We start from the raw sequence: 11772 nt of genomic DNA, 5'->3' as shown, positions 1-11772 counted from the left end.
ATGGCCACACCAGCAGGGTCGTCGGTCGCGGTCGTCACCGGCGCCGGCGGCGGGCTCGGGGCGGTCACCGCGGCGGCGCTCGGTGACTTGGGCCTGGCGGTTGCCTGTGTCGACATCGACCAAGTCGCCGCCGAGCGCACCGCCACCGAGCTGAGCGGCCACGGGGTGGCCAGCGCCGCCTACGGTGTGGACATCACCTCCGAGTCGGCGGCCGAATCCTTGGTCGAAGCGGTGCACGCCGACCTCGGTCAGGTCTCACATCTGGTCAACATCGCCGGCATCCTGCGCCGCACCCATCTCGCCGACACCGACGCCGCGTCCTGGCGGCAGGTCATGGACGTCAACGTCACCGCCCCGTTCCTGCTCACCCAGTCCTTCGCCGACGATCTGCGGGCCGCCGAATACGGGCGGGTGATCAACTGCGCCTCCTTCGCCGGCACCCGCGGCTACGAGTACCCCGCCTACGCCGCTTCCAAGGCCGCGCTGATCAACCTGACCAGTTCGTTGCTGTTCGACTTCTGGGGGACCACAGTCACCGTGAACGCAGTCGCTCCCGGCGCGATGGTCACCCCGATGCTCGACCGACCCGCGGCAGAGCGGATGGCGGCCAAGACCCCGACCGGGCGCATCCTCGACCCCGAGGACGTCGCCGCGGTCATCGGCTTCCTCGCCGGCCGCTCCTCCCGCGGGGTCAACGGCACCACCACCGTGATCGACGGTGGCGCCTCCCTGCTGTTCAGCTACCGATGACAGCACCGTCGATTCGCAATCCAGTACCTCCCAAACAGTTTGGAAAGATCATGACTGACATTCTCGACCAGAAGACCACCGCCCCGGTGGGGCCGCACGAAGAACTCGACGCCCGCCTGGCCGCGGCCCGGCTCGGCGGCTCGGAGAAGCAGCGTCAGAAGCAGATCGAGGCCGGCAAGATGCTGGTCCGCGACCGGCTCGAGTTGCTCTTCGACAACGGGTGGTCCTTCGAGGACGGCCTGCTGGCCCGCTTCGACGAGGGTCTGCCCGGCGACGCCGTGGTCACCGCGGTCGGCAAGGTCGACGGCCGCGACGTGGTCGTGATCGCCAACGACTACACCGTCAAGGCCGGCACCTGGGGCAAGCGGACCTTCGAGAAGATCACCCGCGCGCAGGAACTCGCCGACTCCACCGGCACCCCGATCGTGTACCTGTTCGACTCCGCCGGCGCCCGCATCGACGAACAGTTCGAAAGCTTCGTCGGCCGCCGCGCCTGGGGCAACATCTTCTACAACCAGGTCCAGATCTCCGGCCGCGTCCCCCAGGTCTGTGCCCTGTTCGGCCCCTCCCCCGCCGGCTCGGCCTACGTGCCCGCGCTGTGCGATCTGACGATCATGGTCCGCGGGCACGCCACCGCCTACCTCGGGTCCCCGCGCCTGGCCCAGATGGTCACCGGCGAGGACGTCACCCTCGAGGAAATGGGCGGGGCGGAGATGCACTCGACCGTCTCCGGTCTGTCCGACGTCCTCGTCGAAGACGACGCCGAAGCCATCGCCGCCGTGCGGGTGTGGCTGTCGTTCCTGCCGTCGAACTGGCAACAGGAACCCCCGGTCACCGCACCGGCCGACCCGTCCGGTGCCCGGACCATCAAGGAGATCGTCCCCGAGGTCGAGTCCGAGATCTTCGACATCCACGAACTGATCGACTCGCTCGTCGACGACGCCAGCTTCTTCCCGTACAAGGACCTGTTCGCCCCGGAACTGGTCACCGGATTCGCCCGCTTGAACGGGCAGAGCGTCGGCATCGTCGCCAACCAGCCCACCGTCAAGGGTGGGGTGATCTTCCCCGATTCCTCCGACAAGGCCGCGCGGTTCATCTGGATCTGCAATGCCTACAACATCCCGATCCTGTTCCTGGTCGACATCGCCGGCTACATGATCGGCTCCGAGGTCGAACGTCAGGGCATCATCCGGCACGGCGCGAAGATGATCTTCGCGGTCTCCGAAGCCCGCGTCCCGCGCATCACCGTGCTGCTGCGCAAGGCGTACGGCGGCGGCTACCTCGCGATGTCCGGCGCCCCGATGCAGCCGGACGCCCTGATCGCGCTGCCGACGGCCAAGCCCGCGCTGATGGGCCCGGATGCCGCGGTCAACGGCATCCACTACAACCGCATCCAGGCCATCGAGGACCCCGAGGAGCGCGCGGCGTTCATCGCCGAGAAGCAGGCCGAGTACGCCGCCGGGATCGACGTGTTCAAGATCGCCAACGAGAACGCCGTCGAAGCCGTCGTGCCCGCAAACGAGCTGCGCAACGAACTCACCCAGCGCCTCGCCCTCTACCGCAAGCGGGACCGCACCGCCCCCGCCCGCCGCAACGGCGTCACCCCGGTATGAGCGGCCCGGTGCTCGCCCCGCGGCGGGAAGGGCTCACCGGAGTCGTCACCGGTGCGGGCACCGGGATCGGCCGCGCCTGCCTCGAGATGCTCGTCGACCACGGCGCCCGCGTGGATGCGTGGGACCGCAGCGCTGACGCGTTGTCCGACCTGGCCGACTGCGACCATGTCGCAGCTCGTACCGTCGATGTCACCGATGCCGATGCAGTCGCTTCGGCCGCCGTGTCCGCGCAGAACCATTGGCAGAGAATTGATTTCGTGATCAATTGTGCAGGTGTGTTTCTGGCCGGGCCGCTCGCCGAGGTCAGTGCGGCATCGGTGCGCTCGTTGTTCGAAGTGAACGTGCTCGGAACCACGCACGTCACGCAGGCGTTGCTCCCGGCGCTCGAGAGTAGCCGGGGCTCGATCGTGAACGTGGCCAGCTCGGTCGCCCTCAAGCCGACCGTCAGCAATGCGCACTACGCCGCCTCCAAGGCGGCGGTGGCGCATCTGACCCGGTGCTGGGCGCTCGAGCTGGCACCGGCGGGGGTGCGGGTCAACGCCGTGGCTCCCGGGCCGACACCCACGGCGATCTACCGGTCGGCCGGGATGAGCGCGGAGCAGGAGTCGACCCTCCTACGCGAGCGCGCAGCCGCGATTCCGTTGCGGCGGGTCGGCGACCCGCTCGACACCGCGCGGTGGATCGCGCGTTTCGCACTCGAAGACGACTGGACCACCGGTGTGGTTCTGCCCGTCGACGGCGGCATGGCGCTCTGACACCGCGACCGCCGTGCTCGGCCACGAAATCCCGGGCCCTCGAGCGACGAGGGTCCGGGATTTCGTTGTGCGTGAGCCACAAGCCCACCACTTCACTCGGTCGGCGTTTCCGGAGGACCGCTGGCCTGTCCCTTCCCTGCGCGGCGGCTGCGGCCCGGTCCGGACCACGTCGGCGAGTCTGACGGCCGACGAAGGCACGTGAAAGAAGTACTGCCCGCACCCCGGCGTGTCGGCCGAAGTGCGGGCAGTACGTGGGTGTCACGCGCGTTGAACCGGGTGACGCAGGGTACGGCGAGAGCGTGCTGGTGCCGGGCAACCGGGTTCCCGCGGTCGGGGCTGTATGCCGCCCGACCGCGGGATCCGGGAGTGTCAGCCGCCGACCTTCTGGCTGGCGCCGGCGTCGATGGGCAGGTTGATTCCGGTGATGTAGCGCGATTCATCGGAGGCCAGGAAGATGATCGCGTTGGTGATGTCGATGGGTTCGACCCACGGGATGTTCGGCAGCGAGTGCATGGTGGCGAAGGCATCGCGGGAGTCCTCGAGGGTGGGGTGCTCGAGGTCGGGTCGGAACAGCCCGTAGAAGGTCTCGTTCTGCAGCAGTTTGGTGTTGACGTTCGTCGGGTGCACCGCGTTGACCCGGATTCCCTTGGGGCCGAGCTCGTTCGCGAGGGTGTGCATCAGGCCGACGATGCCGTGCTTGGCGGTGACGTAGTGGCCGACGTTCGGGTATCCACTCAGGCTCGAGGTCGATCCGGTGAAGATCACCGAGCCGCCCTCTCCGCGCTCGACCATGTTCGGGACCGCGGCCTTGACGGTGTGGAAGACACCGGTCAGGTTCGTGTCGATCATGTCGTTCCACTGTTCTTCGGTCAGGTCCAGGACCTTGTTGGCCGAGATGATGCCCGCGTTGGCGCAGACGATGTCGATCTTGCCGAATTCGGCGAGGCCGTCGGCGACGGCGGCCTGCATCTGCTGCAGATTGCGTACGTCGGCCTGGGCGGTGACTACGCGGCGGCCCAGTTCCTCGACCAGCCGTGCCGTTTCCTTCAGGTCCTCGAGCGAGGCCATCGGGTACGGCACACTGCCGATCTGGTCGGCGATGTCGATGGCGATGATGTCAGCGCCCTCTTTCGCCAGTCCCAGTGCGTGTGAACGTCCCTGGCCGCGTGCGGCCCCGGTGATCAGGGCGACCTTGCCCTCCAAGCGGCTCATTGAGTTTCCCAATCTCTCGATGTACTTCACTGCCGGTATCGGGTGAGTGGCAACAAACGTACGTGCGTTTGTTTCCTTAGAGTGTGATCTGAACGACAGCAAATGTCAACCACCTCGCTCGAGGAGAGCGTGAGCCCGTCACGAGCTCGATGCCGCAATCGCAAAGGCGGCTCAGATCTGGTGAAATTCACTCTCGAACAGAGACTTTCGCAACAGCAGGAACGAAGGCCTCCGCTGCAATGCACGGTCGAGGTCTAGGCGGCATGGCATACCGGCACGCCCCGCGGAGCGGCCCAGCACAGGCGGCCCCGCCGGGTCGACGTGCGCGAATACTCGTCGACCCGAGTCGGTATGTCGGTCAGCCGGCGGTCTCGACGCCGAGCTGACGCAGGGCCATCGTGATGTAGGTGTTGACCACCTTGTCGAGCGACTTGGGGCCGCCGGGCTTGTACCAGGACGACACGTGTGCGCCCTGCGCCAGAATCGAGTAGGTCTGCAGTTTGGCGTCGAGGATGTCGGCGCCGGTCTCCCTGGCGACGTCCTTGACCAGCTTCTGCAGCAACCGCTCGTATTCGGCGCGTTTGGCGAGGACTTCTTCGAGGTCCCCGTCGCTGAGCGAGCGCAGCTCGGAATTGCCGATGAAGACTTCCCGGGCGTGTTCGGCGTGGTAGCGGATGTGGCAATCGACCGCAGCCTTGAAGCGGTCCACTGCCGTGCCGTCGACACTCTCGAGCGCGGCGTGGACCGCTTCGAGGAGTTCGTCCATGACCGACACCATGATGTCGGTCAGGAGTTCCTCTTTACCGCTGATGTGGTTGTAGAGGCTGCCGACCTGGATGCCGACCTCACTGGCCACCGTGCGCAGCGACGTCGCCTCGTAGCCGTGCGCGTAGAACAGCTTGGCCGCGGCCTCGCGAATCGCGAGATTGGTGCGCGCGCCGCCGCGTGTCACCCGAGTTGCTCGAGTCACTGTGCCCCTCCGAAGTAAAGTAGACGGTCCCCGAAGGGGCCGGCGAGCGATCTCGAAAACAATCGTACGTTAGCCGATCCACATCTGGCTGATCGTCTACGCGCCGTTACCAGCCCATCGCCGCCCGGATGTTTGTCTTGACGATCTTGCCGCTGGGATTCATCGGCAGGGCGTTCGGTCCGACCAAGGCGATCATCTTCGGCACCTTGTAGCCCGCCAGGCGCTCGCGCAGGAACGACGCGATCTCCGCCTCCGTGACGCTCTGGCCCGGTCGAACTGCGATGACCGCGCGCACTTCCTCGTCCCATTCCTCACTCGGAACACCGAGGACGGCCGCTTCCATGACCGCCGGGTGCGTGTGGAGCAGTTGCTCGATCTCCGAGCTGTACACATTCTCGCCGCCGGTCTTGATCATGTCCTTGGCTCGGTCACGGAAGTACAGGTAGCCCTGCTCGTCGCGGACCGCAAGGTCGCCGGTGCGCAGCCACCCGTTCTCGAGCACCTCCTTGGTGGCCTCCGGACGCCCGAAGTAACCGGTCATCAGATTGGGACCGCGGACACAGATCTCCCCGATCTCCCCGACGGCGGCCGGGGTGCCGTCGTACAGATCGCGCAGTTCGACCTCGGTGAGCAGGTACTCGGTCCCGATCGAGCCGTCGATCTCCGGCCGGAGCATGTCGTGGGGCTGCAGCCGGGTGACCATCGGTCCGGCTTCGGTGAGTCCGTAGCGGAAGAACAGCTCGACGTCCGGGATCAGCGCCGACACCGCCAGCTTGTCCGGCATGCGCAACAGGCCGGCACCGGTGTGCAGGGCCTTGAAGTGGCTGCGGAACCCGTCGGTGTCGAACGTGCCCGCCTTGAGCATGCGCCGGATCATGTTGGGCACGAGGAACATGTTGGTGATCGACTCGCGGGCGACGAGGTCCGCAATCTCGTCCTCCACGAACTTGTGCACGAGGACCGAGCTGTTGCCGGTGACGTAGTGCGGGAGGAACCAGCACAGCAGGGCTGCGGAGTGGAACAGCGGGGTGACGACCAGACCGCGGTCGTTCGCCCGGCCGCCGATCCGACAGTCCGCGATCTCGTTGACGGCGTTGGTCAGAATCGCCGAGTGCGAGAGTACGACGCCCTTGGAGAACCCGGTGGTTCCGCCGGTGAACAGAATGCAGGCGGCATCTGACGGGCCGACCGGGACATCCCGGAGCGACTGCAAGCTCAGAAGGTGGTCGAACTCCTCGCCCTCGTGCACGACCGTAATCGGCCCGTTCAGGCCGCCGCCGGCCAGCACCTCGGCGATCGCGGCATCGAATCCGTCACCGACGAGGACGACGCGGGCGCCCGTCTCGTTGATACCGTGCGTCAGCTCCTCGGTGGCCCACCGCCAGTTGTACGGGACGAAGGCCGCCCCGGCGGCCACGATGCCGAGAAACGTTTCGATGCTGAAGGCCGTGTTGCCGGCCAGCACACCGACGGTGTCGCCGGGCTTGACACCCTGGGCCCGGAGGCCGGCAGCGATCCGCCACGCCCGATCGGCGAGTTCTCCATGGGTGAGCCGCCGCGTCCCGTCGAAGATCGCTTCGCGTTGAGGCACCAGCCGCTCGTTACGACGAATAGCGTCGACGAGAGTAAACATCGTTCTCCTTAGCCGTACAGGTGTCAGTGTGGTCTCCAACACTACGCTAAACGTACGTACGTTTGCTAGTCCCAGGTTGTCTCACGGCAGTAGGGAGTGTCGGACAGGCCGCAACTGACGGAGGGGATGGGAATCCGGCGCAATTCTCATGGAGGCGCTGGGCGGGTCCTCACGGTGTGTCGGCCTGCGGCGGGCACTCTCGCTACCGACGGAAGCTCTAGGGCACCGCGATCACAGGAGCCCGGACCGACGCCATCATGGCCCTGACGCGCACCGGTGCTCAGCGCGAAGATCGCGGCGATCAAGTCGGCCCGTGGCCGGCCGGGCCGGGGCCCGCCGGGCGGCTCGCCTCGAGGTCGGCGCCACCCGAGTTGGCTCACGTTTCCGGGATGAACAGCGGCTCACGTCTGTGACCTGCAGTTTCTCGTCGGGATCGGTCTGATTTCACGCACTAACGGCGCTGGTTCTAGGCTCGGCAGGTGGCGTTTGTCAGGAAGGTGCGCACCAAATCCGGGGCCACGGCCGTGCAGATCGCCCGATATGTGGGCGGCCGGCAGGAGATCGTCAAGCACATCGGTTCCGCACATACCGACGTCGAACTCGGCATGCTTCTCGAACGCGCTCGGGCCTGGCTCGAACCCGATCAGCAGGTTCTCGATCTGGGCGTCACCCCGCAGGTTCCGGTCGAAAAGCCCCTGGCCGGCGGCCAGAGCGCACTTTTCGACCCTGCTCAGCGAACTTCGCAGGTGGACGCGCCGGGGCGCACCGAATCGACCGGGTCGGTGCTGCTGCGCCAGGTGCTGACCGATGTGTACGACCAGCTCGGGTTCGGGATCGTCGACGATGCGGTCTTCCGCGATCTGGTGATCGCCCGCATCGTCGAGCCCGGCTCGAAACTCGACGCCGGTCGCGTCCTGAAGGACCTCGGGGCCGATCCGCCGAGCTACGCCACGATCAAACGCCACCTGGGGCAGATCAATACCGGCAGATACCGGGATCGCATCGCCGAGCAGTGTTTCGAGTATGCCGCCGAAACCGGTGGTTTGAGCCTGTTGTTGTACGACGTGACGACCTTGTACTTCGAAGCAGAAAAGGAAGATGACCTGCGCAAAGTCGGGTACTCGAAGGAACGGCGGGTCGACCCGCAGATCGTGGTGGGGTTGCTTGTGGACAGAACCGGTTTCCCGCTGGAGATCGGATGCTACGAGGGCAATTCGGCCGAAACCCGCACGATCGTGCCGATCGTACGGCAGTTCCAGGCCCGCCACGACCTCGACGGGGTCGAGATGGTCGTGGCCGCTGACGCCGGGATGCTGTCCGCCGCCAACCTCGCAGCGTTGGACGAGGCCGGACTGAAGTTCATCGTCGGCTCCCGTACCACGAAGGCGCCCGGTGATCTTGCATCGCACTTCCATTGGAATGGAAACGTTTTCACCGATGGCCAGATCATCGACACCATCACTCCGCGGCACGGCCGCTCCGTGGTCAACAATCCCCGGCGACGGGCCGAGCCAATCTGGAACGCGACAGCGCATCCGAACGCGTGGCGGGCGATCTGGCAGTACTCACGCAGCCGCGCCGGCCGGGACGAGAAGACCCTCAATGCCCAGGAGGCCCGTGCCCGGGCGGTGGTCGACGGGGACACGGTTCCGAAGTCCACGCGGTTCGTGACGGTGACCGCGAAGGGCCGGCGACTGGACACCGCCTCGCTCGAGCGGGCACGGATGCTCGTCGGCCTGAAAGGTTACGTCACCAATCTCCCTGCCCCATTGATGGATCCGCGTGAAATCATCGCGAAGTACCACGAGTTGTGGCACGTCGAGCAGTCGTTTCGGATGTCGAAGACGGATCTGCGGGCCCGGCCGATCTTCCATCGCACCCGCGATGCGATCGAGGCGCACCTGACCGTGGTGTTCGCGGCGTTGGCCGTTTCCCGGGTGGTGCAGGAACGCAGTGGCCTCGCGATCGGCAAGGTCGTCAAGCTGCTGCGACCGTTGCGGTCGGCGACCATCGCGATCAACGGCACCCGACACACGTTCCCACCGCAGGTCGACGCCGACCTACAAGCACTGCTCGACCGGATTTCAGGATCTGGACTCACGCACTAACAAAATGAGCCAACTCGGGCCTGACGCGCACCGGTGCTCAGCGCGAAGATCGCGGCGATCAAGTCGGCCCGTGGCCGGCCGGGCCGGGGCCCGCCGGGCGGCTCGCCTCGAGGTCGGCGCCATCCGCGACACCCTGCCGCGGGAGGTACGCGCCAGGACCGATCCGACGATCGGCTACGTCAGCGTCCTCCCAGGTCGATGGTCCTCGTGGCGGTGTTGAGGGCTCACCGGGCGCGCAGCCGCAACCGGGTGTAGGTGAACGTGGCGTAGACGATGCCGAGGAGGAGCAGCATCCCGGCGGAGAGCAGCCACCACGACGGGGCGTGTTGCCACAGCACGTCGGCCTCGGCGGTCGGGTCCTTGGCACGCAGGTCGGCGGTCGAGGCGGTCGCGGCATAGCCCCAGCGCGACGGCGACAGCCACGACAGCTGGGCGAGCACGGCGCGCCCGGTGATGGGAATCAGGCCGCCGCTGAGCACGAGTTGCACCATGACCGTCACGACGAGCAGCGGCATCACCTGTTCGCCGGACCGGGCGACGGCCGACAGGGCCAGGCCGACCACCACGCAGGCACACGTGGTCAGCGCGATGTCGACGACGAGTTCGACGCTGCCGGAGGGGATCACGCTGCCGGGCCCGGGGGTGCCCTTGCCGACGAGGACGACGAGGACCAGCACGAGCGACTGCACGATCGCGGCGGCGCAGAACACCACGATCTTCGCGATCAGGTACGCCGAGGGCGCGAGCCCGGCGGCGCGTTCGCGGTGGTAGATCATCCGTTCGCCGACGAGGTCCCGGACGGTGAGCGACGAGCCCATGAAGCAGGCGCCGAGGATCAGCAGGATGAGGATGAATGCCAGCTCGCCGGGCTCCGCCCCCGGGCTCGGTGGGCCGAATCCGTCGCTGCCGGGCACCAGGATCGACAGCCCGCCGAGGATGAACGGCAGCAGTGACAGGAAGACGAGGTAGCCGCGGTCGGCACGGATCAGCCGCATCTGCCGCCGGGCGACGGTGCTCAGCTGTCGGCGGCGGGAGGTGTGGGCGGGGCGGCCCAGCGGCCCGGGGGCGGCGGCGGGGGGATGGTCGACGGCCGCGCTGCGGGCGAGGTGCTCGGCGTGCACCGCGTCGGGTTCGGCCGCGACGCGGGCGAAGATCTCCGCCCAGTCGGTGCTGCCGAGGGCGGCGCCGACCTCGCCGGGCGGCCCGACGTAGGCGGTCTTGCCGCCGGGGGCGAGCAGCAGCACCTGGTCGCACAGTTCGAGGTAGGACAGCGAGTGCGTGATGACGAGGACGACCCGGCCGGAGTCGGCGAGGCGGCGCAGCGTGGTCATGATCTGCCGGTCGAGCGCCGGGTCGAGGCCGGAGGTGGGTTCGTCGAGGATCAGCAGCGACGGCCCGGTGAGCAGTTCGAGGGCGACCGACGCGCGCTTGCGCTGGCCCCCGGAGAGGCGGTCGACGCGGGTACCGGCGTGCTCGGTGAGCTGTAGCTCGGCGAGCACCCGAGCGATCACCTCGTCGCGGTCGGCGCGGGTGGTGTCCGGCGGCAGCCGCAGTTCGGCGGCGTAGCCGAGGGCCTCGCGGACGGTGAGTTGCCGGTGGAGCACGTCGTCCTGGGGGACGAGACCGATCCGGGAGCGCAGGGCCTGGTATTCGGCGTGCACGCTGTGGCCGTCGAACTCCACGACCCCGTCGGTGGGGTTGCCGGTGCCGGACACGATCTTGGCCACGGTGGATTTGCCGGCGCCGGAGGGGCCGATGACGGCGGTGAGCGTGCCGGGCGGCGCGGCCAGGGTGACGTCGTGGAGCAGCCGACGATTCCCGTCGATGGTCAGCCCGACGGCGCGGACCCGCAGGCCACCGGTCGCGGGAGCCACCACCTTCTCCCGGGGGACGAGGGTGCCGTCCCGGACGACGAGGTCGGTGTTGCCGATCGTCACGACGTCGCCCTCGGTGAGGGCGGCGCGGGTGATCCGGGTGCCGGCGACGAAGGTGCCGTTGACGCTGCCGAGGTCCTCGATCTCGAGACCGGACGGTCCGGTGCGCAGGGCCGCGTGCTGCCGGGAGGCCAGGACGTCGGGGACGACGACGGCGTTGTCGGCGGCGCGGCCGATCGACACGTCGCCGGGCCGGGGCGCGGGACGGGGCCGGCGCAGCGGTCCGCGGGTGTCGCCGGCGCGGACCGCGGTCAGCTGGTCGAGCAGCCCCCATCTGCGTTCGCGGGTCGCCTCGGGTTCGGCGACGGAGATCCGGAGGTCGGGTCCCTCGGCCCGGTCGCCGAGCCTGGCGACGACGGTCCCGGTGACCCGGACCCGCTCCACCCGGCGGCCGTCGACGAAAAGCCCGTTCTTGCTGCCGGAGTCGACGAGATACCACCCGTCGTCCCAGTGCAGGAACGCGTGTTCGCGGGAGACCACCGGGTCGTCGAGGGTGACGTCCATCGATCGGTCGCGGCCGATGCGCACCGTCGCGCCGGGGCCGTAGCCGGCGCGCCCGTCGTCCCATTCGAGCAGGACCTGCGCGTGCCGGGTCTCCAGGTCGTCCATCGTCTCGGCCTTCCGTCAGACGTGTCCGCTCGCACCGACGTGCGGTCCTCGACCGCCCACCGACGATTCCCGACCGCTCGTCGCATCGTGCGCCGGGAGCCGGTCGATCTCCGATTCTCCCACTCCGGGAATGCCCAGGCCAGGCCGTCGACGCGGACGGCGCGAGTGTGGTGTGCCCGATTTGACAG

At 67.9% G+C, this 11772-nt stretch carries 8 protein-coding genes; 4 read left to right on the top strand and 4 right to left on the bottom strand.

From position 1 onward, the window contains the following. From ISO16_RS16125 to ISO16_RS16115, 3 genes are read left to right on the top strand one after another with little or no spacing between them, the layout of a single operon-like run. The gene (locus ISO16_RS16125; RefSeq protein WP_072636629.1) at window positions 1-750 is read left to right on the top strand and encodes an SDR family NAD(P)-dependent oxidoreductase; all 750 of its coding nucleotides are present in this window, start codon (window positions 1-3) and stop codon (window positions 748-750) included. Window positions 751-800: 50 nt separating this feature from the next. Next, complete coding sequence (locus ISO16_RS16120) at window positions 801-2363, top strand: acyl-CoA carboxylase subunit beta (RefSeq protein ID WP_072636628.1); 1563 nt, start codon at window positions 801-803, stop codon at window positions 2361-2363. Continuing rightward, on the top strand, window positions 2360-3118 hold the full coding sequence (locus tag ISO16_RS16115; protein ID WP_072636627.1) for an SDR family NAD(P)-dependent oxidoreductase: 759 nt from the start codon (window positions 2360-2362) through the stop codon (window positions 3116-3118). Before ISO16_RS16120 ends, ISO16_RS16115 begins: the two co-directional genes overlap by 4 nt. A gap of 369 nt (window positions 3119-3487) precedes the next feature. Here ISO16_RS16115 and ISO16_RS16110 read toward each other — a convergent pair whose 3' ends face one another. From ISO16_RS16110 to ISO16_RS16100, 3 genes are all read right to left on the bottom strand, one after another. After that, a complete protein-coding gene (locus ISO16_RS16110) occupies window positions 3488-4330 on the bottom strand; it encodes a mycofactocin-coupled SDR family oxidoreductase (protein WP_072636626.1) in 843 nt (280 codons plus the stop codon). 358 nt (window positions 4331-4688) lie between these two features. Beyond that, on the bottom strand, window positions 4689-5300 hold the full coding sequence (locus ISO16_RS16105) for a TetR/AcrR family transcriptional regulator (RefSeq protein WP_230304365.1): 612 nt from the start codon (window positions 5298-5300) through the stop codon (window positions 4689-4691). A 106-nt stretch (window positions 5301-5406) separates the two neighbouring features. Continuing rightward, window positions 5407-6933, bottom strand: a complete 1527-nt coding sequence (locus ISO16_RS16100; protein WP_072636624.1) for a class I adenylate-forming enzyme family protein — start codon at window positions 6931-6933, stop codon at window positions 5407-5409. A gap of 479 nt (window positions 6934-7412) precedes the next feature. Between ISO16_RS16100 and ISO16_RS16095 the strand changes: the two genes are divergently transcribed. Beyond that, window positions 7413-9041 carry an IS1634 family transposase gene (locus tag ISO16_RS16095; protein ID WP_072634899.1) on the top strand — a complete coding sequence of 543 codons (1629 nt, stop codon included), beginning with the start codon at window positions 7413-7415 and terminating at the stop codon, window positions 9039-9041. Between the two features lie 224 nt (window positions 9042-9265). Here ISO16_RS16095 and ISO16_RS16090 read toward each other — a convergent pair whose 3' ends face one another. Further along, window positions 9266-11584, bottom strand: a complete 2319-nt coding sequence (locus ISO16_RS16090; protein WP_072636622.1) for an FHA domain-containing protein — start codon at window positions 11582-11584, stop codon at window positions 9266-9268. Window positions 11585-11772: the final 188 nt, after the last annotated feature.

Origin of the sequence: Rhodococcus sp. M8, from assembly GCF_015654185.1 — a bacterium.
Taxonomy (GTDB): domain Bacteria; phylum Actinomycetota; class Actinomycetes; order Mycobacteriales; family Mycobacteriaceae; genus Rhodococcus; species Rhodococcus aetherivorans.
Note: the sequence above shows the minus strand (reverse complement) of the source record. Positions and strands in the feature narration are given on the sequence as shown.

Excerpts from the sequence above, each read along its gene's own strand:
- ISO16_RS16110 (WP_072636626.1), bottom strand. The coding sequence starts at position 4,330 with ATGAGCCGCTTGGAGGGCAAGGTCGCCCTGATCACCGGGGCCGCACGC.
- ISO16_RS16125 (WP_072636629.1), top strand. The coding sequence starts at position 1 with ATGGCCACACCAGCAGGGTCGTCGGTCGCGGTCGTCACCGGCGCCGGC.
- ISO16_RS16120 (WP_072636628.1), top strand. The coding sequence starts at position 801 with ATGACTGACATTCTCGACCAGAAGACCACCGCCCCGGTGGGGCCGCAC.
- ISO16_RS16090 (WP_072636622.1), bottom strand. The coding sequence starts at position 11,584 with ATGGACGACCTGGAGACCCGGCACGCGCAGGTCCTGCTCGAATGGGAC.
- ISO16_RS16100 (WP_072636624.1), bottom strand. The coding sequence starts at position 6,933 with ATGTTTACTCTCGTCGACGCTATTCGTCGTAACGAGCGGCTGGTGCCT.
- ISO16_RS16115 (WP_072636627.1), top strand. The coding sequence starts at position 2,360 with ATGAGCGGCCCGGTGCTCGCCCCGCGGCGGGAAGGGCTCACCGGAGTC.